The organism is Hephaestia caeni (genome assembly GCF_003550065.1).
GTDB lineage: Bacteria > Pseudomonadota > Alphaproteobacteria > Sphingomonadales > Sphingomonadaceae > Sphingomonas > Sphingomonas caeni_A.
Genome location: NZ_QXDC01000002.1, coordinates 1,256,528 through 1,281,333, shown reverse-complemented (window position 1 = coordinate 1,281,333; position 24,806 = coordinate 1,256,528). Strand labels below are relative to the sequence as shown.

The following is a 24,806-nucleotide window of genomic DNA, read 5'->3' as shown; positions in this document are numbered from 1 at the left end:
CACCGTTCTCTATCCCAACGCGCATCCCGCACCAACGAAGGCGCCGCCGCCCCGAAACGAGGCAGCGGCGTCAGGTGGGAGCCGTCAGAACTTATACGAAACGCCGATATAATAATCGCGGCCGTAGCGCTGGTAATCGATCACCTGCCGGCTATCGCCGTTCTGATAGGTGATGAACGGCCGATCGGTCAGGTTCTTGCCCTGCGCGAGCACCGACAGCCCCTTGAGCGGGCCGCTCTGGAATTCGTAGCCGATCTGCGCATCCAGAATGCCCTCGGCGCGCGCGGTGCGATACGTCGGGTTGGCCGAAAGGCCCGCCACTTCGGCGAGGAACGACGAGCGGTAGCGATAATTGGCGCGCGCCTCGAAGCCCCATTTCTCGAAATAGACGGTGCCGCTGCCGGTCCATTTGGAAAGCCCGGGCAAGGTGATCGCCTCGATCGGGTTGTTGGCGAACTTGATGCTCGAATAGGTGTAGTTGCCGGTCGCGAAAACGCCGAACCCGTCGAGCGCGCTGGTGAGTGCCCGGAACGGCAGGTCGAGCGTGGCTTCCATGCCGAGGATCTCGCCGCGCCCGGTGTTGGCCGGGGCACTCACCACACCGGTGGTCAACCCGTTCCGGGTGACGATCGCCTGCTGCGCGGGTGTCAGCGCCCCGAGCAGCGACGAGAAGTCGTAGGCGTATTTGTTGTTCGGGTCGACGAAGTCGGTCAGATGCTTGAAATAGCCCGTCAGTGCGACATAGCCGCCGGCCGGGAAATATTTCTCCAGCGACACGTCGATGTTGGTCGATTGATACGGGCGCAGCGCCACGTTGCCGCCCGTCGAGCTGAACACCGGGTTGAGCGCGGGGTCGTGGTTGTTCTCCTGGATGTTGGCGATGTTGATCGCCACGTCCTGCGTCACGCGTTCCTGGTCGAGCCGCGGACGTACCATCGTCTGCGACGCGCCGAGCTTGATGAACCCGTTCGGGATCAGCTCGAGCGACATTGTCGCGCTCGGCAGGAAGTTGGTGTAGCTCACCGTCTGGTCGGCGGGCGCGATCGTGACGACGCCGTCGAGCACGCTCGCGATCTGGCCGTCCGAACGCTGCTCGCTGTGGATCACCTGGCCGCCGATCGCGCCCTTCAGGTTCTTGCCGCCGACGACGCCGTCGATCGTCAGCTTGCCATAACCGGTCCAGACCTTCTCGGTGACGGTGTTGTCGCGCACCAGCGACGAGGGGCGGTTGTCGAACGCGCGATCGAACGCGTTGTTGTAGATATAGAGCGGATCCCAGGTGAGCATCTTCGGGATGCCCAGATAATCGAGCGGGATATTCTCGCCGAGCAGCGCTTCGCTGGGCACCGGCGCGCTGGTCGGCGTCCCGCTTGCGACCGTGCAATTCTCGCCGGCGCCGGTCGGGCAGAGGAAATAGGAGGCATAGGCGCTGGTCTTCTTGCGTCGACTGAAATTGGCGCCGACTTCCCAGCCGCTCACCACGCTGCCCGCGAACTCGCCGTTGAGGCTCGCGCGCAGCGACTTCAGGTCGTCCTTGAAGCTCGGCCGGTTGAGGAAGCCCGCCTGCACCACCTGCTGCGTGCCGTTATTGCCCCAGCCTTGCGGGTCGGTGAGCGTGAAGATGCCGGTATCGGTGTAATCGAGCGTCGGCACGATCGTGTAGGTGCCGTTGCCCTTCTGCGTCACCGTTACCGTGTCGCCGGGGCCGCTCTTCATGAACCCGCTGCCGGTCTGCGTCTCGAGCAGGAAGTCGGTGCGCTTGGCATGGCTCCAACTCGCATCGACGTTGAGGCGGATCGTATCGGTCAACGCGAGGTCGTTGTTCCAGCCGAGCGAGAAATTCTCGGCTTTGCGCTTGTTATAGTCGTTGCGCTGGATCGCGTAGACATTGTCGAACGTCGTCGCGGTCGCGAAGCCGTTGTCGACGACGATGTTGCTCTTGGTCGGATCGGAGAAGCCGAGCGGAAATTCGATCCCGCGCAGGTGCTGCGCTTCCTCGAAATGCGAATAGAGCGCGTCGAAGGTCGAATGAAAGCTGTCCGACGGTTGCCACTCGATCGTGGCGACCGCGCCGTAGCGCTTGAGCATGTTCGACTGGACATAGGGTTTGGCGCCGCCGAGCACATAAGGGTCGTCGGCGGTGCCGCTGCCCGAATAGCCCCACGTGTTGTAACGCTCGTCCTGCGACGGGGTCTGCGCCGCCGATATGCCCAGCGCGATGCCCAGCGTGTCGCCCGCGAACTGGTCGACATAGGTCGCCGAGGCGCGATAGCCGTAACGTGACGAATCGGGGTTGAGGTTATCGATCCCGTTCATCTGGCCGCGCGCGCTCAGCGCGATAACACGCTCGCCGCGTTCGAGCGGGCGTAGCATCCTGAGGTCGACCGTGCCCGAGATGCCCGCCGCGATCAGCGACGCATCGGCCGATTTGTAGACGTTGACGTTCTTGAAGAATTCGGACGGATATTGATCGTATTCGACGCCGCGATTGTCGCCGACGGTCACCTGCTCGCGGCCGTTGAGCAGCGTGGTCGAGAAATCGGGGCCGAGCCCGCGGATCGACAGGCGCTGGTCGCGGCCTTCGAGGCGCTGCGCGGTGACGCCGGGCAACCGCGCCAGCGAATCGGCGATCGAAACGTCAGGTAATTTGCCCACATCCTCAGCCGACACCGAGTCGACGATCAGGGTCGAGCGGCGCTTGATCGCGGCCGACGAGGCGAGCGAGGCGCGGATGCCGGTGACGACGATTCCGCCGTCACCGCTGTCGTCCTGCCCGGTATCGGGTGCGGTCGCGGGCGTTTCCTGCGCGAAGGCGGTCGCCGGCAGCATGACGCCGATGGCGCCGCCAAGCGCGAGCAGGCTGGCGCTCAGCGCGAACCGCGTGCGGGCCGAATGACCGGTGGTGGTGCGAAAAATCATTGATGCCTCCCCATTTCGCGCAATCTCGCGCCCTCGCCGAGCCTTGGGGCACGGTCGAACAGGAGGATCGATTAGTCCCGCATCGGCAGTACAGGGAAGGAAGGCACATACGTATTCACATGCCCACGGGCGATAACGGTGCGCACGGCGTGGCTTTCGCGTAACATTCCATCTTTGGTGCGCCCGCGAAAAAGGTTTTCGTGCTTTTGTCGTCGGTTCGGCTATTAGCCCCGGCAGATCGCACGCTTATCGAGGAGCCGGAATGCCCAAAATTGACGAGAAACTCCTTCCGGTGTTCGAAGATGTATTACGACGCAATGCGGGCGAAGTGGAATTTCACCAGGCAGTTGAAGAGGTTCTCGAAAGCCTCGGTTGTGTGATCGCCAAACATCCCGATTACATGAGCCGCGCCCTCATCGAGCGGCTCTGCGAGCCCGAACGCCAGATTATCTTCCGTGTGCCCTGGATCGACGACAAGGGGCGCTTCCGCATCAACCGGGGGTTCCGCGTCCAGTTCAATTCGGCGCTGGGGCCGTACAAGGGGGGCTTGCGCTTCCACCCGTCGGTCAACGTCGGGATCATCAAGTTCCTCGGCTTCGAGCAGACCTTCAAGAACGCCTTGACCGGGCTGCCGATCGGCGGGGGCAAGGGTGGCTCCGATTTCAACCCGCGCGGCCGCTCCGACGCAGAAATTATGCGCTTTTGCCAGTCGTTTATGACGGAGCTTTACCGGCATCTGGGCGAATATACTGACGTTCCCGCCGGCGATATCGGCTGCGGCGCGCGGGAGATCGGCTATCTGTTCGGCCAGTACAAGCGGCTTACCAACCGTTACGAAGCCGGAGTGCTCACCGGCAAGGGGCTGACCTACGGCGGTTCGCGCGCGCGCACCGAGGCCACCGGCTACGGCGCGACCTATTTCGTCGATTCGATGCTGCGCACCAAGGGCACCAGCTTCGACGGTCGGCGCGCCGTGGTATCGGGATCGGGCAATGTCGCGATCTATGCGATCGAGAAGATCCACGAATTCGGCGGCAAGGTGATCGCGTGTTCGGATTCGTCGGGATTCGTCGTCGATGACAATGGAATCGATCTCGACCTGCTCAAGGAGACCAAGCTGGTTCGCCGCGAGCGCATCTCGGCTTATGCCGAGGCGAAGGGGGCCGGTGCCGTCTATTCGGAAAAGGGGTCGATCTGGGACGTGCCGTGCGACGTCGCGATTCCCTCCGCGACGCAGAACGAATTGACCGGCAAGGACGCGAAGAGCCTGGTCGACAACGGCGTCATCGCGGTGGCCGAGGGCGCCAACATGCCGAGCACCCCCGATGCCATTCGCCTGTTCCACGAAGCTGGAATCCTGTTCGGGCCGGCCAAGGCGGCGAATGCGGGCGGCGTCGCCACCTCGGCGCTGGAGATGCAGCAGAACGCCTCACGCGATAGCTGGACGTTCGATGAGACCGAAGCGCGGCTCGCGGCGATCATGCGCCGGATCCACGATCGGTGCGCTGAGACCGCCGACGAATATGGCGCGCCCGGCAATTACGCGCTCGGCGCCAACATCACCGGTTTCGTTCGCGTGGCCGAGGCGATGCAAGCGCTCGGCGTGATCTAGGGTCGACCCAGACTCAATCTCCGGGGTTGCGCTCGACCGATTCAAGGATGCGCGCGCCCGCCATGAACACGGCGATGGGGCAGACGGCGAACAGCAGTTTGCCGCCGAACCCCGGATATTGGTGCATGTAATGGACCCCGCGCTCGACCGCGCCGAGCCCGAGGCCGTAGATCACCAGGAACGCTTCGAACTTGGTCTTGATGACGAACAGGCGGGCGATCTTGCGCAGCATCGGCAAAGCGTTACGCAAGCGCCGGGCCAGTCGCGAAAACCGGGCGGTTCGCGTTAACAGGCGTGGTTAACTGTCAAGTAACCCGACGATATCGAGCGCTTCGGCAAGCGATCGGCGGGCGTGCTCGATACGCCTGATCAACCCCGGATCGCCGATCTCGCGCGGATCGATCGTCTCGGGCCATTCGGCGTCGACCACGCCCGCGATTTCGTCGAGCATCGCGGGGGTCATCAGGAAGCGCGGATCGATCGTCGCGGGATCGGCGACCACGCGCAGCCGCAGGCAGGCGGGGCCGCCGCCGTTCGCCATCGATTCGCGCACGTCGACGACCTCCAGCCGCCGGATCGGGCCGTTACCCGCGACATGATCCTCCAGCCAACGCCAGACCGCGGTGTTGGCGTGCGCTTCTTCGGGCAGCACCAGCGCCTGCTCGCCGGCGGGCAGGGTGACGAGTTGCGCGTTGAAAAGATACGAGGAGACGGCATCGGCAAGGCTGACACGCGCGGTCGGCACCTCGACGATCTCGATCTCGGGTATCGCCGCGCGCAGCTCATCGTAGAGCCGCTCCTTGTCCGCGAAAGCCTGTTCGTGCGCGAACAGCACGCGTTCGTTGGCGACCGCGACGACATCGTTGTGGAACGCGCCCGCCGCGATCGCTTCCGCCGATTGCTGCGCGAACAGCGTCCGCGCGGGATCGGTGCCGTGGCGGCGCGCGATCGCCTCGCTCGCCTCGCGGTGCTGGCGGGCAGGGAAGGCGCCGCCCGAAACGCCGTAGACGAACACCTCCACCCCCGGCGCATCGTGGCGCGGCGCGAGCCGCATGTGGTTGGCAGCCCCTTCGTCGCCGAACGGAGGCGACACGGGGCCGTGGACCACGAATGCCGGATCGGCAAAGGCGAGGCGGAGTTGCGCCAGCGTGTCCGGCCATTCGTGGCTGCGGTGCGGCATCGTCACCAGATTGGCGACGGTCAGGTGGCAGCGGCCGTCGGCGGTGTCGGGCGCGGGCGAGACGGTGGCGGCATTGGCGGCCCACATCGCCGAGGCCGACAGCGCCTGCGCGCGCAGATGCGGCGCGGCGCGCGCATAATCGGTCGCGAGGGCATCGAGCCAGCGACGGTTCGGACGGGGGAGCGGCAAGAACGCCGCCTGTCGCAGCCCGAGCGCGAGATTGGCGCGCATCTTGGCGATCCCTTGCAACGCCGCCGCGCGCGGATGCGAAACCTTGCCGGCATTGTTCGTCGCGGCGAGATTGCCCGGGCTCAACCCGGCGTAATTGTGGCTCGGACCGATGATGCCGTCGAAGTTGATCTCGGTGAGCATCAGCGCCCCGCGTAACAGACTTGATCGTCCTCGCGCACGCCAAGCGCCTGCGCGCAACCGGGATCGAGCACCACATGATCGCGCTCCTGCTCGCGCACGACGCCATAGGCGCAGCGGAAATCGGCAAGCCGCCCGGTCGCCACCAGCGCCTGATTGCCGCCATCCTTGTCGCAGGTGAGCACGGCGGCGGTGCGCGCCTCGCGAACCGCTTTCACCCGATCGGTGCGCGCCGTCATCGTCGGGCCGCCGTCGAAAATGTCGATATAATTGTCGAAACCGAAGCCTTCGTTCTCGAGCATCCGCATCGCCGCGCGGCCCGACGGGTGCGGTAGCCCGATCGCCGCGCGCGCGGTATCGGTGAGCATCGCGATATAGATCGGGTGCTTGGGCATCAGATCGGCGATGAACTGGTTGCCGTGGATGGCGTTGAACTGATCGGCATCCTGGAAATTCATCCCGAAGAACCGGCCCGCCAGCCCGTCCCAGAACGGCGATCCGCCGGCCTCGTCGATGATCCCGCGCAATTCGGCGAGGATATGGTCGGCGAAGCGCGCGCGGTGCATCGCGATGAACAGATAGCGGCTGCGCGCGAGCAGCATCCCGAGCCCGCCGGCGCGCTCGCCGGGATGGAGGAACAGCCCGCCGACCTCGCTCGACCCTTCCAGATCGGTCGACAGCGACAGCATGTCGGCGCGGAACGTGCGGTCGAGTTCGGCCGAATGCTGGGTCAGCGTGCCGATGCGATACGAATAGAACGGCCAGGTCTGCCCAACGCGGGTGAACATCTGGCAGGTGCCGCGCACTTCGCCGGTCGCGACGTTTTCGAGGATGAGCACGAACAGGTCGTCGCCCAGCGTGTCTTCTTCACGCGCAAAGCTCGCCCGGCTGCGATCGAGTTTCGCCTCCAGCGCGTGCTTGTCGGGGGGCAGGTTGGTGAAGCCGCCCCCGGTCAGCTTCGCCATTTCGTAAAGCGGTTGCAGATCCTCGTCGCGCGCCGCGCGGATACGAAAGCTCATTGAACCCCCTTTGCTGCGATCCTGAGGATCGTGACTGCCGACAGCGCCGCGCGCTCGGCGAGGCTGTCGACCAGCAAGAATTCGTCCGGTGAATGGATCGCGCCGCCGCGTGCGCCCATCGTATCGACCACCGGTACGCCGGCGGCGGCGATGTTGTTGCCGTCACACACCCCGCCGGTATCGCGCCAGCCGATGTCGAGGCCAAGGTCGGTGCCGCTGCGCTTCACGAGATCGAACAGGCGCGCGGCGCCGGCATCGATCGGCTTGGGCGGACGATTGAAGCTGCCGTGCACATCAATGCGCACGTCGTGTTTCGCCGCCACATCGGCGACCGCCGCGTCGATCGCGGTGCGCGCGCGCGCAATCTCGTCGGCGGCCTTGGGGCGGAAGTTGACGCGCAGCACGGCGAGATCGGGCACGACATTGTTGGGGCCGCCGCCCTCGATTCGCGCGGGGTTGACCGCGAGCGTCGGGCGTCGTTCCGCCGCGAGCCGCACCGCGATCTCGGCCGCGGCGACGATTGCGTTGCGCCCGTCATCGGGATTGCGCCCGGCATGGGCGCTTCTGCCGTGGATGACGATCGAGAAATTGCCCGTGCCGCCCCGCGCGCCGGCAAGCGTGCCGTCGGGCAATGCGGGTTCGTACGTCAGCGCCGCCACCTTGCCGCGCGCGGCCTGCGCGAGCAGCGCGGCGGAGGAGAAAGAGCCCGTTTCCTCGTCCGAGTTGATCACGACCTCATAGCCGATGCGTTCGGCAAGCGGTGTCGTCTCAACCGCCTCCAGCGCGGCGAGCAACAGCGCGAGCCCGCCCTTCATATCGGCGACGCCCGGGCCGTTGAGCGTGTTCGCATCGAGAAAGCGCTGATCCTGGAACGGATGATCGGCCGGATAGACGGTATCCATATGGCCGGTGAAGAGCATCTGCACCGGGGCGTCGGGGCGTACCGCGAGGTGCAGATGGTGGCCGTGCGGCTGCGCGCTGACGGCGCCTGCGGCCGATACCGCCTCGACCGGTTCGGGGTCGACCAGCCGGAGTGTTCCCGGCAGCACCGAGAAGGCGTCGGCGAGCGTCGCGGCGATCCGCGCCAGCCCGTCGAGATTGGCGGTGCCGCTGTTGATCGCGGCCCAGGCTTGCACGCGCTCGAGCATCGGCGCGGCGGCGGTGCGCGCGATCGCATCGCGTTCGATTGTCGAGAGCCTCTCCATCCGCCGAGCGTGTAGCGCCAAATCGGTTGCGAATGAAACCGTCACGGTTTTTTTGATGGTGGTTTGAGAGCGGGCCGGTGCCGGCCTCATGCAACGAATCTAGAACGCGTAGATGATCGACGCGCGGCTGGTGGTGTCGGTGGTGACGTTGCCCGTCGGCGGCTCGCTTTCATATTGGACATTGTACGAAAGCTGCGCCGAAAGCGGGCCGAATAGCTTGGCGTTGAGCGCGGTCGTGCCGCTCACCGTGCTGTTGTAGCTCTGCCAGTAGATCGACGCGTTCTGCGTCAGCGAGATGGCGTGGGTGAACTGCCACGCAAAATCGAGCGATCCGCGGCCGGCGAGGCTGCGCTCGTTGGTGCCGTCGGTGAATTCGGTGGCGCGATAGGCCGGGCCGAGTTCGAGGCTGAGCTTGGTTACGGGGCCGGTTAGCACGCTGTAGCCTGCACCTACCGACGCCGAATAGCGGTTGTCATAGCCCAGGAAGTGGTCGCCCTCGTATTGAAGCGCGCCGTAGACATAGGAACGGTCGTCGATTTTGTAGTTGGGCTCGTACGACGCGAGATAATGTTCGCGCGTGGTGATGTCGTTGCTGCGTTGGAAATCCGCCTGCAACCGCACCTTGTGGCGCCATTGCAGCCCTTCGCGCGTGACATCGACGACCGCGCTCAGCCCGATATTGTCGGTGTTGCCCGTGGTCAGCCAGCCGCCGACCGTTGCCTTGCCTTTCCACAACTCGAAGACGCCGGCGGCTTCGACCATCGCCTCGTGCCGCAAGCGGCGATCGGTGCGCCAGGCATTGACGCGCTTCTTCATCGCATCCTGCGCCCACGGCGCGCGCCGGCCGGCATATTTGACGACCGTGTCGATCTCGCCGTCATTGCCGCCGGCGATCGCGGAATCGAGCATCGCGCTGAATTCGGGCGGGACGGCGGGCGGCACCTCGACCAGCTCGATCTGGGTAGGATCGATCGGCCGCGCATAGGCGATGTCGGGCACGTAGAAGTCGAAACCCTGGAAGGGCTCCGGCAGCACGACCGTTTCGGTCAATTGAGGTGTCGCGGCGGCGAGCACAAGGGGGGCGAGCAGCATGGCCATGATCTGCGGCGTTCCCTAGTCAGACAAAAAGGCGGAGAAAAGGCCTCAGTCAGACCCTTTTGCCGCATTGCGTCATCGAATCAACTCAGCCGAGGCGATTTGCGAACGCCGCCAGCACCTGCTCGTAGAGGGCTTTCTTGAACGGGACGATCATCGCCGGCAGATCGGTGGGCGCCACCCAGCGCCACGCCCGAAATTCCTGATGAGCGGTGCGGATGTCGATATCGGTGTCGTCGCCGGTGAAGCGATAGAGAAACCAGCGTTGCCGTTGCCCGCGCCAACGGCCCCCCCACAATTTGCCGATCAACTCGTCGGGAAGGTCGTAGCGAAGCTCGTCGGGCGCGGCCGCGACCAGTGTCACCTTGTCGGACGCGATTCCCGTCTCCTCGCCCAGTTCGCGCAAGGCCGCGGTCTCCGCGTCCTCGCCCGGCTCGATCCCGCCCTGCGGCATCTGCCACGCCTCGGTGGTCGAATCGAGGCGCTGGCCGACAAAGACCTTGCCCTCGCGGTTGAGCAGCATGACGCCCGCACACGGACGATAGGGCAAAGCGGTAAAATCGGTCGCGGCCATCGTCATCGTGCCGCCTGCGCCATCACGCGGCCGGCCTCGGCTTCGACGATCACCGCCTTGAGCGCGGCGAGCGCGCCCGCGATATCGCCCTGGCTCGAGGGGATCGCTCGACGCAGGTTGGCGAAGCCGTGGATGTTGCCGCGCGCCTCGCGGAACACGACTGCGACCCCGGCATCGACCAATGCGCCGGCATAAGCACGGCCCTGGTCGCGCAGCGGATCGAGGCTGGCGGTGACGACCACCGCAGGCGGCAATCCGGCGAGGTCGCCCTGCATCGGCGATCCGCGCATATGCGTGAGATCCGCCGCATAGGCATCTGCGAACCATGCCATCGTATCTCGGGTCAGCAGATAGCCCTCGGCGAATTCCTCGTACGAGGGATAGATTTTGCTCATGTCGGCGGCGGGATAGATCGGGAAATGCGCGATGACGGGCGCCGCCGCTGGGCGGTCGCGCAGCGCCATCGCGGTGACGATCGTCAGCGTGCCGCCCGCGCTGTCGCCCGCGAGCACGAGGCTGGTGATCGGCCGACCGAGCGCGGCGCCATTGGCGGCCACCCAGCGCGCCGCGGCCTCGCAATCATCGGGCGCGGCGGGCCAGCGGCTCTCGGGCGCGAGCCGGTAATGAACCGAGACCACCGGCAGATCGAGCACCCGCGCCATCTCGGCGCACAGCGAGGCGTGGGTATCGAGATCGCCGAACACGAATCCGCCGCCGTGGAAGAATACCATCGCCGGGCCGGGCTCACGCGTTTCGCGTGCGTCAAAAAGCCGCAGCGCGATCGGGCCGGCGGGGCCGTCCATCTGGAGGTCGGTGATGCACGCCAGCTCGCCGACGGGCGGATCGGCGACATCCTTCATCGCCAAATAGAGCTGGCGGGCCTCGGGCGGCGTCAGCTCATGCGTCTTCGGCCCGGGCACGCTTTCGAGGTAATCCAGAAACCCGCGAACATCGGGGCGAACGAACGGTCCGGTCATGCGCATGTCTCCCATCGCCGGTGGCTGTCTTCGTTTCCTAGGAAGTCGACGCGGGCGCGTCCACGCTTTCGATGCGGTTTCCCCGCCGGCCGAAGCGGCTATAATGCAGAATCAGCGGCGGTTCGGAGTGGGGGAGCAATGACGGCGATCGTGGCGGATGAACAGCAGGCGGCGATCCCGATTCCCGAAGTCGACGACAGCCTGCGTCGGGTGATCGCCGAATTGATTCTCGACGGCGCGGCGGACGGTGACATTGCGCGCGTGCTTTCGGATGCGGCCTCGATTCCCGCCGATGTGCTTGCCGGCGAGATCGCGATCGCGCGCAAGAGCCCGTATCTTGCGGGGGCGCAGCGATTGCAGCGCCGACTCCAGAAATGGTCGTGGGTATTGCAGAACCGCGCGCGGCTCTACGCGAGCGCGTCGAATGCCCTCACCGTGCCCGTGGTCAACGGGATCGCACCGGCGCGCTTCTACAGCGACCTCTACATCGGCCATCGCCCGGCGGTGGTCCGCGGGCTCGTCGATCACTGGCCGGCGCGCGAAAAATGGTCGCTCGATGCCGTTGCGGAGACGCTGGGGGACCAGCCCGTCCAGCTTCAATGGGATCGCAGCCGCGATCCTGCCTACGAATCGAATTCAAACCGGCACCGGGTCAAGAAACCCTTTTCGGAGATCGCCGCGCGGCTGCGGTCGCACGAGCCGAGCAACGATTTCTACGTCACCGCGAACAACCGCGACGAGAATCGCGATGTGTTCGCGCCGCTGTTCGGCGATGTCGGGGAGATTCCCGGCATCCTGAAACGCGGCGGCGCCCGCGAGGGCTTCATCTGGATCGGGCCGCGCGGCACGATCACGCCGTGGCATCACGATCTCACCAACAATTTGCTGGTGCAGTTCGTCGGCCGCAAGCGCGTGCGGCTGGTCGCGAGCCACGATACGCCGCTGATGCGCAATCATCGCCATTGCTACAGCCTGTGGGGCACCGACGATCTGCTGCCGGGGCCGGCGGTGGGCGATAAGCCGACGGTGCTCGAATGCACGATCGGGCCGGGCGACGCCTTGTTCCTGCCGGTTGGCTGGTGGCACCATGTCGAAGGGCTCGATCAGACGATTGGCATGTCGTTCACCGCCTTCGCCTGGAACAACGATTTCTACAGCGCCTATCGCAGCAACGATTCGTTGTAGGCGGGATCATTCCAGCAACGGCAACGACGGCTGCGGATCGGGGCGGCCTTGCTCGCCGGTGATGTTCGACAGCGTCAGCCCGAGCAGGCGGATGCCGAGCGGAGTGGGCAGCAATGCGTCGAGCATCGCGAGGCCGGTAGCGAGAAACAGCGCGCGGTCGGCGATCGGGATGTGGCTCGATCGCGCGCGGGTGATCGTGCGGAAATCGGCATAGCGCAGCTTGAGCGTCACCGTTCGGCCGAGCGCCCCGTAACGATCGACACGCGCCCAGGCGGCGTCGGCGACGTTTTCGAGCGCCGCGTGGAGCGCGTCGCGATCGCTGAGATCGTCGAAGAAGGTGCGTTCGGCGCCGATCGATTTGGAAGGGCGATCGACGCGCACGGGGCGGTGATCCTCGCCCCGCGCGGCGCCGTAGAGATAGGCAGCGAAGCTGCCGAAATGGGCGTCGAGAAAGGCGCGGGGCTGCGCGCACAGATCGGCGCCGGTGCGGATGCCGAGAGCCTCCATCTTGCGCGCGGTGACGGGGCCGACGCCGTGGAAACGGCGTACCGGCAGGCTGGCGACGAACGCGGCGCCTTTGGCGGGCGGGATGACGCACAGCCCATCGGGTTTGTTCTGGTCCGATGCCAGCTTGGCGATGAACTTGTTGTACGATACCCCCGCAGAGGCAGTGAGCCGCGTCTCCGCCTTGATGCGCGCGCGGATTTCCTCGGCGATCGCGCGGGCTGAGCCGAGCCCGCGAATATCCTCGGTGACGTCGAGATACGCCTCGTCGAGCGACAGCGGTTCGATCAGCGGCGTGTAATCGGCGAAGATCGCGCGGATCTGCTGCGAGACCGCGCGATAGACCTCGAAGCGCGGCTTGACGAATACGAGATCGGGGCAACGCCGGAGCGCGGTGACCGAGGGCATCGCCGAGCGCACGCCGAACACGCGCGCTTCGTAGCTGGCCGCCGCCACCACGCCGCGCCCGCTCTTGCCGCCGACTGCCACCGGCAGACCGCGCAGGGCAGGGTCGTCGCGCTGTTCCACCGACGCGTAGAAGGCGTCCATGTCGACATGGATGATCTTGCGAAGGGGCGCGTCGGCCATGCGGTGCTGCGGAACAGTTTTGTAACAATGGGATGCCAGCCTATACGACCCCAAAGCCGGGAGGAACGGAAATGATGCGTTTTGCAACGACGACCGTCTTGATGCTGACGGCCAGCGCGGCGTTTGCGCAGGATCGCGATCTTTCGGTGACGATCTATTCGGGTGACCTCGCGCTGGTGCAGGATACGCGATCGATGGCGATCGGGCAGGGGCGCCAGAAACTCGAATTTCCCGACGTTTCGGCGCAGATCAGGCCCGAGACGGTGCAACTCACCGCCGCCGATACCGGCATCGTCGAGCAGAATTTCGATTTCGACCTGCTGACGCCGGGCAAGCTGATGGAAAAGGCGGTGGGCGACACCGTCACGATCGTCCGCACCAACCCCGCGACCGGCGCCGAGACGCGTCAGCAGGCGAAGGTGCTTGCGACCAACGGCGGCGTCGTGCTCCAGGTCGGCGACCATATCGAGGTGCTGCGTGATGACGGTTTGCCCGCCCGCGTGATCTTCGATCGCGTGCCGGACAATCTGCGGGCGCGGCCGACGCTGTCGGTCACGGTCGATTCGGCGCGCGCCGGAACGCGGCCGGCGAGCCTGCGCTATCTGACGCCGGGGCTTGGCTGGAACGCCGATTATGTCGCGCTCTATGATGAGGCCGCGGGTAAGATCGACGTGCAGGGCTGGGTGACGCTGACCAATTCGACCGGCACCACCTTTACGCAGGCGAACACGCTGCTCGTCGCGGGCTCGCCCAGCGGGAGCGGCGGCTCAAGCGCGCGGATTCGCCGTCCGCAGCCGCCGCGCGGGACGATCGTGCGCGCGGGCACTGAAAGCGGGACGCGCGAACGGCTCGGCGATTACTATCTCTATCCGCTCGCCGAACGCACCACGATCGCCAACATGCAGACCAAGCAGGTCAGCTTCCTCGACGTCCACGGCGTGCCCGCGACGCATGGCTATGAATATCGCAACGCCTGGCTGGGCACCGCCGACGAACCCGAGAGCGCGCAGACGATTTACCGTTTCTCGACCAGCGGGCAGGAAGGGCTGGGCGACCAGCTTCCCGCCGGCACGCTGCGCTTCTATCTGCGCGACAAGCGCGGCGACCCGCAGTTCATCGGCGAAAGCGCGATTTCGCATACGCCGATGGGATCGGACCTGTCGCTGGCGACAGGCGACGCGTTCGACGTCAAGGTCAAGCCGGTGGTCGAGAAGCGCGAGCGGCTCGGCCTGTTCCGCTGGCGCACGACGATGCACTACACGCTCACCAACGCGCTGCCGCGCGGCGTGACCGTCGATCTGCTCCAGGACGGGCTGTGGGGCGATACGCGGATCGTCTCCGAAAGCGCCAAGAGCGAGCGGCAGAGCGCCGATGTCGCCAAATGGCGCGTCAGCGTGCCCGCGAACGGCAGCGCCGAGGTGCGCGCCGTGTTCGATTCGCGTTACTGATCGCCGGTGCCGCGGCGTCTGATCCTGCCGCTCGTCGCGCTGGCGGCGGCGATGCCCGCCGCGGCCGAGGACGTGGTCGCCTCGGCGCCGAGTGCGCTGTCGGTGACGGTCTATCGCGCGCCTAACCGCGACGCGGGGAGCATCGATCTCGACGATCTCGGCGGGTTCGCGCTGATCTCCGAGACGCGGACGATCCGCGTGCCCGCAGGCGTCAACCGGTTGCGGTTCGAGGGCGTCGCCGACGGGATCGATGCCGCGACCGCGATTCTCACCGGGCTGCCGGGCGCGGTGATCGAGAAGAACCGCGATGCGGCATTGCTCAGCCCGTCGGCGCTGCTCGACGCCTCGCTCGGGCGATCGGTGGCGCTGGTGCGGACCAACCCGGCGACCGGGGTGCGCGACAGCGTGCCAGGCACGATCCGCTCGGATGCCGGCGGCGGGGTGGTGTTCGAAACCGTCGAGGGGGTCGAGGCGCTGCGCTGCTCCGGGCTGTCCGAGACGGTCGATTTCGCGCTCGCCACGCCGGGTCTGTCGGCGCGCCCGACCTTGTCGGTAACGACGCGCAGCGACCGCGCCGTCGATGCGACGGTGACGCTGTCATACCTCGCGCGGGGGTTCGACTGGTCGGCCGATTATGTCGCGACGCTGGGGGCGGACGGCAAGACGCTCGATCTCGGCGCGTGGGTGACGCTTGCCAACGGCAACGGGACGGCCTTTCCGCACGCGCAGACCAATGTCGTCGCGGGGCGGCTCAACAAGCAATCGGGGGCGGTCGAGCCGATCGATATCGGGCACCCGATCCTTGCGCGATGCTGGCCGCGCGGCACGACGAGCAATGTGTCGTCGGGGATGCTGATCGCTTATCGTACCGGCGCGCCACCGCCGCCGCCACCCCCGGCGCCGCCCGCGCCGATGCTGATGGCGTCGCAGGAAATCATGGTGACCGCGATGAAGGTCAGCCAGGAGCAACTCGGCGACCTCAAGCTCTATCGGGTACCCGAACCGATGACGGTCGCCGCGCGGCAGAGCAAGCAGGTGCGATTGCTCGATCAGTCGGACGTTCCCGTCGAGCGGGTCTATACGATCGATATCGGCGCGAACGATACCCGCGATTATCAGCCCGCCGGGGTGGTGCTGCGCACGACGAACGACGCCGCGCATCACCTCGGACTGGCGCTGCCCTCGGGCAAGGTCGCGGTGTTCGAGCGGGCGGGCACGCGCGCGCTGCTCGTCGGCGAGGCGGGGATCGGCGACACCACGATCGACGAGGAGGTCGAGATCGCGCTCGGCGCGGCGCCCGATGTGCAGGTGCGCCAGACGATCGAGGAACGGACCGTCGATCAGGACGAAGTCGAAACGCTGGCACTGGTGCCGGGCGTCAGGATCGCCCGGTCGGTGCCGGTGAGCCGGGTCGCGCGGATCGACCTCGGCAACGCGGGGTCATCGCCCGCGAGTGTCGAGGTGCGGCTGGCGCTCGATCCATCGCAACAGGTGGTGCGCGCCGACCATCCGGTCGGGCGCAAGAACGGGCGGCCGTTGTTCCGCGTGACGCTGCCCGCCAACGGCACCGCGACGATCCGCTATCAGACGCAGGCGCGCTAGCGGACGAAATGCCGCGGAAGGTTACAAAAGTTAGGCTATGTTCCCGCTGTTTTGCCTTCCCCTGCGTGTCGTACGCCCCGGGCATGGCGGGTCGGTCGACAACGCGCCGACGCGGGTGGGATCGACCGACTCAAAGAGCGGTGGGGATCATGGCATGATTCCGGGGTTGTAGGACAGCGAAAGGAACAAAGAGGGAATATTCTGAAGGCGTGAGGAGGAAGAAGAATTGGTTCGCGCGGAGGCGCGGAGACGCGGAGGTGTATCGTTCGCGGTGTCGTCGCCCGCGTCAGCGGCCAATCACTTTCCGGCAGCCTCGGACTTCACGGTCTCGCTGACGCGAGACGGAGGCAAAGCACGCGGTCTCTCTCCGCGTCTCCGGGCCTCCGCGTGAATCAATCTTCTTCGAGTGGTGGTTGTGGCCCCGGCGGTGTGCCGTTCTATCCGCGCATCGGCAGCGCGATCACCGCGTCGAGGCCTCTGCCCGCGCGGTTGACGAGGCGGATGTCGCCGCCCGCGTCGCGGACGATCGCGCGGGCGAGCGCGAGGCCGAGCCCGGCGCCGCCCGTCTCACGGTTGCGCGAGGTTTCGAGCCGGGTGAAGGGATCGAATACATCGGCGAGGCGATCCTCGGGGATGCCGGGGCCGCGATCGGCGACGACGATCCGCACCTCGGCATCGTCACGATCGATGCGCACCTCGGCGCCGCCCCCGTATTTGATCGCATTCTCGATCAAGTTGCGCACCGCGCGGCGCATCAGCGAGGGCCGCAGCCGCATCGTCAGCCGGCCCGATTCGAGGAACGCGACATTGTCGCCGAGATCGCGGAAATCCTCGACCACCGCGTCGACGAGCGCGGCGAGGTCGACGTCGGTGGGCGGCTCGCTCGGGCGGCCGAGGCGCGCCAGCGATAAGATATCGTCGAGCGTGCGGTTCATCTCGGCGATCGTCTCCGCCATGCGCTGGCGATCGTTGTCGTCATCGACCGATTCGATGCGGACGCGCAGTGCGGCGAGCGGCGTGCGCAGATCGTGCCCGATCGCGCCCAGCATCCGATCCTTTTCGTCGAGCATCGCGTTGACGCGCAGCCGGAGCGCGTTGAACGCGGCGATGACGTCGCGCACGTCGCCGGGGCCGCGCTCCTCGAGCGGGGTATCGCCCTCGCCGGGGGCGAAATCGCGCGCCGCCACCGCCAGCGAACGCAGCGGCCGCGAGATCCGCCGCCCGATCCAGAGCACCGGGATGAGCATGATCACATAGAGGATCAGCGTCTGCCCGATCAGCCGCCAGATGATCGACGAATCGCCGCCGCGTGGCCACGGCGCATGCTGGACGAGCCAGCCGCGCCCCGGCACCTCGGCGACGATCAGCAGTTCGGCGCCGAACCGGCGGATGATGCGCGCGGTGTGGCGCGGCCGGATATGGTCGATCCGTGTCTTGTGGACATCGATCATGTGCAGCGCGGCCTGGACGGGCGGCGCGGCCTGCCCGGCGTCGGTCAGCGTGTCGCGGATCGCCTGCTCGACATCGGGCAGCCGCTGCATCGCCGGGGTGATCGGATTGTGCGGCTCGAAGCGCACGCGGCCGCGATCGAAGGCCAGATCGGGGCGGGTGTGCGCGCGTTCGATCGCATCGGTCATGCGCGTGATCGCGGGGGCGGTGACCTGTTCGAAGCGAAACCGCTGACGCTCGTGGAGCAGCAGCCCGAAATTGATCGCTTGCGCGACGAACAAGGCGATCGCAACCAGCAATGCCATCTGCCCCGCCAGGCTGCGCGGCCACAGCGCAATGCGCCTCACAGCCGCGTCACTTCGGCGGCGAGCGTGTAGCCGCCGCCCCAGACGGTCTTGATGATTTCGGGGTTCCTGGCATCGGCCTCGATCTTGCGGCGCAGGCGGCTGACCTGATTGTCGATCGCGCGATCGAACGCCGCCGCCTCGCGGCCCTGCGTCAGATCGAGCAATTGATCGCGCGTCAGCACCTGACGCGGGCGCTGCGCCAGCGCGAGCAGCAGATTGTATTCGCCGGTGGAGAGCGGCACCGATACGCCGTCCGAATCGACCAGCACGCGCTCGCCGGTCTTGAGCACCCAGCCCGCGAAGCCGTAGCTGCCGCTGTCGGGCGCGTGCTGGCGGGTGCCGGTGGCGGCGCGGCGCAGGATCACCTTGACGCGCGCGGCCAGCTCGCGTGGGGAAAACGGCTTCACGACATAATCGTCGGCGCCCATTTCGAGCCCGACGATGCGGTCGGTCTCCTCGGTGCGCGCGGTGAGCAGGATGACGGGGATGTCGGTGGTTTCGCGGATATGGCGCGTCAGGCTGAGCCCGTCCTCGCCGGGCATCATGATGTCGAGGATGACGAGATCGATCGCATAGGCCGCGAGCCGCGTGCGCGCGGCCTCCGCATCGCCCGCCTGCGTGATGCGGAAACCCTGCTTTTCAAGGAATTTCGCGAGCGGCTCGCGAATCGAGCGCTCGTCGTCGACCAGCAGCAGGTGCGGGGTTTCGGCCATGATCGCTTCGCTTGGCATAGCGCGCCCTCGAAGGGAAGATGCCGGGCGGGCGTGGAGGAATACCCGCCCGGCGACCGGCGAGTGGGTTACTCGCCGGCAGGCTTGGGAGCCGTCTGACGCTCGGCCTTGCGCTGCTGCCAGCGCGCCTTCATCTGCGCGCGGACCTGGGCGACCTCGGCCTGGTCGACGCGGCCGTCCTTGTTGGCGTCGATCCGGTCGAAATGCTTCGCGGCGCGCGTGGCGCCGGCCGCCTCGGCTTCGGCGCGCGTCACCACGCCGTCACCGTTGGTGTCGAGATGCTTGAGCATGTCGCCGTGGCCGCGGTGGCCGCCACGATGCCCGCGCTGACCGCGATGGCTCCGATGCTTGTGCGGCGCGCGCATTTCGTCGCCCGAAAGCTGGCCGTCGCCATTGGCGTCGCGGCGCGCGAACCGCGCCTCGGCGGCGGCGAGCATCTCGGCGCGGCTGATCGTGCCGCTGCCGTCGGTATCGATCTTCGGCATCGCGCGCGGGGCGCGGGGTTGCGCGTCGGGCGCGGGGGTCGCCTGGGCGGCGAGCGCGGCGCCGCCGAACAGGGTGCCGGCCAGCAGACCGGCGACAACGAACTTGCTCATGTGCTTGTCCCTCGAAATGGCGGCGGATCAGCCGTCTTGATCGAGGGTTTGCATGCCATCTGTCGCAGCGCTTTGTCAGGCGGCGGCAAAAGTGTCGCAAATTGTCGCAATGGAGGAATTGCGGCCCCGGCTCATTCCCTCTCCCCACTACCCATTCAGCATAATGCTTTGGGTGGTGGGGGGGATCGGGCCGGGGCCGCATCCACGTCAGTGGATCAGATGCTCGCCGCGGTCTGGCCGAACAGGATCTTCTTCTGTTCGTCGGTCATCGGTGCGTCGCTGGGGCGGATTTCCTCGCCCTTGCGATACGCCTCGATCGTCGCGGGGCGCGCGCGGATCGCGTCGAACCAGCGCTTGAGATCGGGGAAATCGTCCAAATCCTGCTGCTGTGCTTCGTGCGGCACGATCCACGGGTAGCAGGCCATGTCGGCGATCGAATAGGTGCCGGTGATGAAGTCACGGCCCCGCAACCGCCGATCGAGCACGCCGTAGAGGCGGTTGGTTTCCTTGACGTAACGATCGATCGCATAGGGGATCGGCTCGGACGCGTAGCGGTTGAAATGATGGTTCTGCCCCGCCATCGGGCCAAGCCCGCCCATCTGCCACATCAGCCACTGCATCGTATCGATCTTCTCGCGCGGGGTCTCTCCAAAGAAGCGGCCGGTCTTGTTGGCGAGATAGACGAGGATCGCGCCCGATTCGAACACGCTGACAGGGGCGCCGCCATCGGCAGGATCGTGATCGACGATCGCGGGCATCCGGTTGTTGGGCGCGATGGCGAGGAAATCGGGTTTGAACTGATCGCCGGCGCCGATGTTGACCGGCACAATCCGGTAATCGAGCCCGGTTTCCTCCAGGAACAGCGTGATCTTGTGCCCGTTGGGCGTGGGCCAATAGTGCAGATCGATCATGCGGCGGGCTCCGGTTCGGTTGAGGGTACAGCCGGAACATGGGGAACCAATAGCCAGATGATAAGCATCGCGGCGGCCATTAACCCGCCCGCGACGATGAACGCGGCGCCGTCGAAGCCGTTGCGTGTGCCCCAGGCGAGCGACTGCGCGGCCAGCAACGGCCCCGCGATCGCCGCGACGCTGTTCATGCTGCCGATCCCGCCCTGGAGCGCACCCTGCCGGCTGGCATCGACCATCCGCGACAGGATGCCGCTGAGCGCGGGATAGGCGAACGCGCCGAACGCGCCGACGAGGAAGAACGCGTACACCTGCCAGCCCTCGGTCGCGAAGGCATAAGCGATCAGGCACGAAGCCGCGCACGCAAGGCCCAGGATCGCGGCGCGGCGCTCGCCGAGCCGCGCCACCACATTGCCGGTCAGTACCAATTGCACGATCGCGGTGAGCAGGCCGACCCAGGCAAGGCTGAGCCCGATCGCGGTCGCATCCCAGCCGAAGCGGATCGCGGCCCAAAATGCCCAGGTGGCGGGATAGACCATGCCGCCCACTTGCCACAGGAACCAGGCAAGCAGCAGCGGCCCCGCGCGCCCCGCCTCGAACAGCGGCCGGAAGGCGCCGATGACGTGCGCGTCGCGCAGGCGGAACGGGCGGCGGTGGGCGGCGTCGAGCGTCTCGGGGAGCAGGAACAGCATCGCCATCGCGTTCAGCCCGGCGAGGATCGCGGCGGCGATGAAGGGCGCGCGCGGCCCCAGCGTCGCGACGAGGCCGCCCAGCGCCGGGCCGATGATGAAGCCGATCCCAAACGCCGCACCGAGCAGCCCGAAGGCCGCCGCGCGCTTTTCGGGCGGGCTGACGTCGGCGATCACCGCGCCGGCCGGGCCGTAGATCGCGCCGGTGGCGCCCGCGATGATGCGCCCGACGAACAGCCAGGCGAGCGTCGGCGCGGCGGCGGTGATCGCATAATCGATCGCAAAGGCGACCATCGAGATGATCAGGATCGGGCGCCGGCCGAACCGGTCGCCGAGGTTGCCGACGATCGGGCCCGCGACGAACTGCGCGATCGCGAACACCGCGAGCAGCCAGCCGGCGACCCGCGTCGCCTCCTCCAGATCGACATGGCCCAGATGCGTGATCAGCTCGGGCAGCACGGGCATGATGATCCCGAAGCCGATCACGTCGACGACGACGGCGGCCAGCACGATCGGTATGGCGCGATTGGGAAAGCGCATCGGAACTCCGGGAAAGAGCGGCCAACGCGCTTAAGGCCTGTGCCCGAAAACGGCAACGACGCGATTCACGGCAGTGCATCGTCTTTCCGTCACCCCGGACTCGTTCCGGGGTCCAACTTTCCAACTGCATGTCATCGCGTGCTGAAGTTTGGATGCCGGAACAAGTCCGGCATGACGGAGGGTAAATATGCCCTCAGTGGCCGAAGCGCGCGCCCGCCTCGGCGATCAGGCCGTAGACGAGATCGAGATCGGCATCGTCGATGCAATAAGGCGGCATGACGTAGATCGTGTTGCCGAGCGGCCGCAGCAGCACGCCGCGATCGATGAAGAAGCGCATCAGTGCAGGGCCCAGCGCGGAGAGATAGTCGCTATGCGGATCGGCGAGTTCGAGCGCGGTGACGGTGCCGAGCTGGCGGACATTGCGGAACATCGGCTGGTCTGCGAGCGGCGCATGGCGCGCGCGCTGGCGCCGCGACAGATCGGCGATTCCGTCGAGCACGGGTTCGTCGCGCCAGATCGCCAGATTGGCGCGTGCCGCCGCGCAGGCGATCGGATTGGCGGTGTAGCTCGACGAATGGAAGAACATCCGCGCGCGATCGTCGGAGAGGTGCGCCTCGAAGATCGCGGGCGTCGCCATCGTCACGGCCAGCGGCACGGCGCCGCCGGTCAACCCTTTCGACAGGCACAATATGTCGGGCACGACGCCGGCCTGATCGCACGCGAGCAGGCTGCCGGTGCGGCCCCAGCCGGTCATCACCTCGTCGGCGATCAGCAGCACATCGTGGCGGGTGCAGATTGCGCGCATCTCGGCCAGCACCTCGGGCGTGTAGATCCGCATCCCGCCCGCGCCGAGCAGCAACGGCTCGACGATCAGCGCGGCCAGCGGATCGGCGGCACGGGCCAGCGATTCGAGCGCGTCGAGCGTCGCCTGTTCGGCGCCCGCTTCGGGGAAGGGCAGCGTCTCGACCTCGAACAGCAACGGCGCATAGGCGCGGTTGAACACCCCGCGCTCGCCGAGCGACATCCCGCCAACCGTGTCGCCGTGATAGCTGCCCTCGAGTACCGCGATCCGGCTGCGTGGGCGGTTCGTATTGAGCCAGAAGCCGAGGGCCATCTTGATCGCGACCTCGACGCTGGTCGAGCCGCTGTCCGAATAAAAGACGTGCGCGAGCGGCGCGGGCATCATGTCGACGAGCGCGGCCGCCACCGTCTCGGCGGGTTCGTGCGTCCAGCCCGCGAAGATGATCTGGTCGAGGCTTTGGGTCGCCTCGGCGATCGCGGCCATGATCGCGGGTTGGCGGTGGCCGTGCGTCGTCACCCACCACGATGAGATCGCATCGACGATGCGCGCGCCGTCGGCGGTGTGCAGCGCGACGCCCTCGGTGCGGATGACGGTGGGGATCGGTTCGCCGAGCCCGTGCTGAGTGAAGGGGTGCCAGACGGGCGAGGTCATGCGAAATCCTCTGTGTGGAAGGCGGCCGCGAAGGCGACGGCGAGCGTGTCGGAGGTCAGCGGATCGAGCCGGGGGAGGCGGCCGAGATGCTTCACCTTGCCGATCGCGCAGATGATGCGTTCGCTTTCGGGCACGTCGTCGCCGATGAAGGCGATGCCGTGGATGGGCACGCCGCGGTGGCGCAGCGCCTCGATCGTCAGCAGGCTGTGGTTGATCGTGCCGAGCGCGGTGGTGGCGACGACGATCATCGGTTCGTGCCAGCGCGCGAACAGATCCGCGTATAGCAGCGTCGGCGTCAGCGGCACCAGGGCGCCGCCCGCGCCTTCGATGATGAGCGGGCGGTCGGTCGCGGGCGGATCGAGCCGATCGGGGTCGATCGTCACGCCGTCGATCGCGGCGGCGGCATGCGGCGAGCAAGGGGTGTTCAGCCGATAGCCTTCGGGGAGAACCCGCTCCGGCGGCAGCGCCGCGAGCGCAGCGACGCGCGTCGAATCGGTGCCGCCGTCGACGCCTGCCTGCACAGGTTTCCAGTAAACGCCGCCCAGCAGGCGGACGAGCCCGGCGGCGAACACGCTCTTGCCGATGTCGGTATCGGTGCCGGTGACGACGAACCGACGGGTCATGCCAGCGCCTCTGCTAGTGCGGCGTCGAGCCGATCGATCGCGGCGTCGTCGACGTTGAGCGTGATGCTGATCCTGAGCCGCGCGGTGCTGGCGGGTACGGTCGGCGGGCGGATGCCGCGCACATCGAGTCCGCTCGCTTGTAGCGCCCCGGCGGCGCGCATCGTCGTCGCGTCGTCGCCGAGAATCAGCGGCATTATCTGCGATCCCGACGCCACCGCGCCGTGGCGTGCGAGCCGATCCTGCGCGTAGCCGATCAGCGCCGCCAGCCGCGCGCGCGGCGCGGGATTGTCGCAGGCAAGCCGCAGCGCCGCGCGCCCGACGGCGGCGATCAGCGGCGAGGGCGCGGTCGAGAAGATGAACCCGCGCCCGCGGTTGATCAGGAAATCGGCGAGCACGCGCGGCAGGCACAGCAACGCGCCCTCGGTGCCCAGCGCCTTGCCGAAAGTGTGGAGTGTGATGACGTTCTCGCGCCCCTCGAACCCTTCGGCGAGCCCGCGGCCGTGCGCGCCGAACACCCCGGTCGCGTGCGCCTCGTCGATGACGAGGAAGCCGCCGTTCGCATCTGCGATTTCGGCGAGCGCGGCGATCGGTGCGCGGTCGCCGTCCATGCTGTAGAGGCTTTCGACGACGATCCACGGGCGCCCGGTGCCGCCCGCGTGCCGCCACGCGGCGATCGCATCGGCAACGGCATCAGCATCGTTGTGCGGCACGGGCTGCGCATCGCAGCGCGCGAGCCGCATTCCGTCATGCGCGCTGGCGTGGATCAGCGCGTCGTGGAAAATGCGGTCGCCGGTTTGCGGCAGTGCCGAGAGCAGCGCGACATTGGCGGCATAGCCGGTGGCGAAGAACAAGGCGGCCTCGGCGCCGAACCGTTGCGCCGCCTCGGCTTCGAGCGCTTCGTGCTCAGCATGGTTGCCGCGCAGCAGGCGTGACCCGCCCGACCCCACCGGCACGCCGCGCGCCAGCGCCGCGCGCGCCGCATCGGCAAGCGCCGCGCTGTCGGCGAGCCCGAGATAATCATTGGACGAGAAATCTGCTCCCGTGCGTGGCTGCAGGGCGCGGCGCCGGTTAGCGGCGGCGAGCCGATCGAGATCGGCGTGGTAGGGGGCGAGGAGCGACATTGCGGCGCTGCTAGACCAAGGGGGTGTGATTGGCGAGGCTGCGATTCGTTATGTGTGGGAAGGCTATGCTTG

21 protein-coding genes are annotated in these 24,806 nt (G+C 67.0%); 4 read left to right on the top strand and 17 right to left on the bottom strand.

Going from position 1 to position 24,806, the window contains the following annotated elements:
• Positions 1 to 84: 84 nt before the first annotated feature.
• Positions 85 to 2,919, bottom strand: coding sequence for a TonB-dependent receptor (locus DFR49_RS06000; RefSeq protein ID WP_119034749.1), 2,835 nt, complete (start codon positions 2,917 to 2,919; stop codon positions 85 to 87).
• Positions 2,920 to 3,181: 262 nt separating this feature from the next.
• Here DFR49_RS06000 and gdhA point away from each other — a divergent pair, with 262 nt between their 5' ends.
• Positions 3,182 to 4,531 carry an NADP-specific glutamate dehydrogenase gene (gene gdhA / locus DFR49_RS05995; RefSeq protein WP_119034748.1) on the top strand — a complete coding sequence of 450 codons (1,350 nt, stop codon included), beginning with the start codon at positions 3,182 to 3,184 and terminating at the stop codon, positions 4,529 to 4,531.
• 13 nt (positions 4,532 to 4,544) lie between these two features.
• Here the strand turns inward: gdhA and DFR49_RS05990 are convergent, their stop codons facing one another.
• From DFR49_RS05990 to DFR49_RS05960, 7 genes are all read right to left on the bottom strand, one after another.
• On the bottom strand, positions 4,545 to 4,763 hold the full coding sequence (locus DFR49_RS05990) for a hypothetical protein (RefSeq protein WP_119034747.1): 219 nt from the start codon (positions 4,761 to 4,763) through the stop codon (positions 4,545 to 4,547).
• A 66-nt stretch (positions 4,764 to 4,829) separates the two neighbouring features.
• Entirely contained in the window at positions 4,830 to 6,083 is a 1,254-nt protein-coding gene (locus tag DFR49_RS05985) for an N-succinylarginine dihydrolase (protein WP_119034746.1), read from the bottom strand.
• Positions 6,083 to 7,099 carry an arginine N-succinyltransferase gene (locus DFR49_RS05980; RefSeq protein WP_119034745.1) on the bottom strand — a complete coding sequence of 339 codons (1,017 nt, stop codon included), beginning with the start codon at positions 7,097 to 7,099 and terminating at the stop codon, positions 6,083 to 6,085. Before DFR49_RS05980 ends, DFR49_RS05985 begins: the two co-directional genes overlap by 1 nt.
• Positions 7,096 to 8,304: a hydrolase gene (locus tag DFR49_RS05975; RefSeq protein ID WP_119034744.1), complete on the bottom strand. Its 1,209-nt coding sequence runs from the start codon at positions 8,302 to 8,304 to the stop codon at positions 7,096 to 7,098. Before DFR49_RS05975 ends, DFR49_RS05980 begins: the two co-directional genes overlap by 4 nt.
• A gap of 99 nt (positions 8,305 to 8,403) precedes the next feature.
• Entirely contained in the window at positions 8,404 to 9,402 is a 999-nt protein-coding gene (locus DFR49_RS05970; RefSeq protein WP_245968259.1) for a DUF481 domain-containing protein, read from the bottom strand.
• Positions 9,403 to 9,487: 85 nt separating this feature from the next.
• A complete protein-coding gene (locus DFR49_RS05965; protein WP_245968258.1) occupies positions 9,488 to 9,979 on the bottom strand; it encodes an RNA pyrophosphohydrolase in 492 nt (163 codons plus the stop codon).
• Positions 9,976 to 10,950, bottom strand: coding sequence for an alpha/beta hydrolase (locus DFR49_RS05960; protein ID WP_119034742.1), 975 nt, complete (start codon positions 10,948 to 10,950; stop codon positions 9,976 to 9,978). Before DFR49_RS05960 ends, DFR49_RS05965 begins: the two co-directional genes overlap by 4 nt.
• 138 nt (positions 10,951 to 11,088) lie before the next feature.
• Here DFR49_RS05960 and DFR49_RS05955 point away from each other — a divergent pair, with 138 nt between their 5' ends.
• Positions 11,089 to 12,135: a cupin-like domain-containing protein gene (locus DFR49_RS05955; protein WP_170150933.1), complete on the top strand. Its 1,047-nt coding sequence runs from the start codon at positions 11,089 to 11,091 to the stop codon at positions 12,133 to 12,135.
• A 6-nt stretch (positions 12,136 to 12,141) separates the two neighbouring features.
• On the opposite strand, the gene dinB is transcribed toward DFR49_RS05955, so the two are convergent.
• Positions 12,142 to 13,227 (bottom strand): DNA polymerase IV, encoded by a 1,086-nt coding sequence (dinB, locus tag DFR49_RS05950; protein WP_119034740.1) that lies wholly within the window; start codon positions 13,225 to 13,227, stop codon positions 12,142 to 12,144.
• Positions 13,228 to 13,298: 71 nt separating this feature from the next.
• On the opposite strand from dinB, the gene DFR49_RS05945 reads away from it, so the two are divergent.
• Both DFR49_RS05945 and DFR49_RS05940 read left to right on the top strand, forming a co-directional pair.
• Positions 13,299 to 14,675 (top strand): DUF4139 domain-containing protein, encoded by a 1,377-nt coding sequence (locus DFR49_RS05945; protein ID WP_170150932.1) that lies wholly within the window; start codon positions 13,299 to 13,301, stop codon positions 14,673 to 14,675.
• Between the two features lie 6 nt (positions 14,676 to 14,681).
• On the top strand, positions 14,682 to 16,277 hold the full coding sequence (locus DFR49_RS05940; protein ID WP_119034739.1) for a DUF4139 domain-containing protein: 1,596 nt from the start codon (positions 14,682 to 14,684) through the stop codon (positions 16,275 to 16,277).
• A 437-nt stretch (positions 16,278 to 16,714) separates the two neighbouring features.
• Here DFR49_RS05940 and DFR49_RS05935 read toward each other — a convergent pair whose 3' ends face one another.
• The 8 genes from DFR49_RS05935 to DFR49_RS05900 all read right to left on the bottom strand — a co-directional run bounded on the left by DFR49_RS05935 (position 16,715) and on the right by DFR49_RS05900 (position 24,734).
• A complete protein-coding gene (locus DFR49_RS05935) occupies positions 16,715 to 18,031 on the bottom strand; it encodes a sensor histidine kinase (protein WP_119034738.1) in 1,317 nt (438 codons plus the stop codon).
• Positions 18,032 to 18,069: 38 nt separating this feature from the next.
• On the bottom strand, positions 18,070 to 18,786 hold the full coding sequence (locus DFR49_RS05930) for a response regulator (protein WP_119035292.1): 717 nt from the start codon (positions 18,784 to 18,786) through the stop codon (positions 18,070 to 18,072).
• An 86-nt stretch (positions 18,787 to 18,872) separates the two neighbouring features.
• Positions 18,873 to 19,400: an EF-hand domain-containing protein gene (locus DFR49_RS05925; protein WP_119034737.1), complete on the bottom strand. Its 528-nt coding sequence runs from the start codon at positions 19,398 to 19,400 to the stop codon at positions 18,873 to 18,875.
• A 215-nt stretch (positions 19,401 to 19,615) separates the two neighbouring features.
• Positions 19,616 to 20,311: a glutathione S-transferase N-terminal domain-containing protein gene (locus tag DFR49_RS05920; RefSeq protein ID WP_119034736.1), complete on the bottom strand. Its 696-nt coding sequence runs from the start codon at positions 20,309 to 20,311 to the stop codon at positions 19,616 to 19,618.
• Positions 20,308 to 21,537, bottom strand: a complete 1,230-nt coding sequence (locus DFR49_RS05915; RefSeq protein WP_211325803.1) for an MFS transporter — start codon at positions 21,535 to 21,537, stop codon at positions 20,308 to 20,310. Before DFR49_RS05915 ends, DFR49_RS05920 begins: the two co-directional genes overlap by 4 nt.
• Positions 21,538 to 21,730: 193 nt before the next feature.
• On the bottom strand, positions 21,731 to 22,990 hold the full coding sequence (locus DFR49_RS05910; RefSeq protein ID WP_119034735.1) for an adenosylmethionine--8-amino-7-oxononanoate transaminase: 1,260 nt from the start codon (positions 22,988 to 22,990) through the stop codon (positions 21,731 to 21,733).
• Positions 22,987 to 23,613: a dethiobiotin synthase gene (gene bioD / locus DFR49_RS05905; RefSeq protein WP_119034734.1), complete on the bottom strand. Its 627-nt coding sequence runs from the start codon at positions 23,611 to 23,613 to the stop codon at positions 22,987 to 22,989. The genes DFR49_RS05910 and bioD overlap by 4 nt, the downstream gene beginning before the upstream one ends.
• Positions 23,610 to 24,734 carry an 8-amino-7-oxononanoate synthase gene (locus DFR49_RS05900; protein ID WP_119034733.1) on the bottom strand — a complete coding sequence of 375 codons (1,125 nt, stop codon included), beginning with the start codon at positions 24,732 to 24,734 and terminating at the stop codon, positions 23,610 to 23,612. Before DFR49_RS05900 ends, bioD begins: the two co-directional genes overlap by 4 nt.
• Between the last annotated feature and the right edge of the window lie 72 nt (positions 24,735 to 24,806).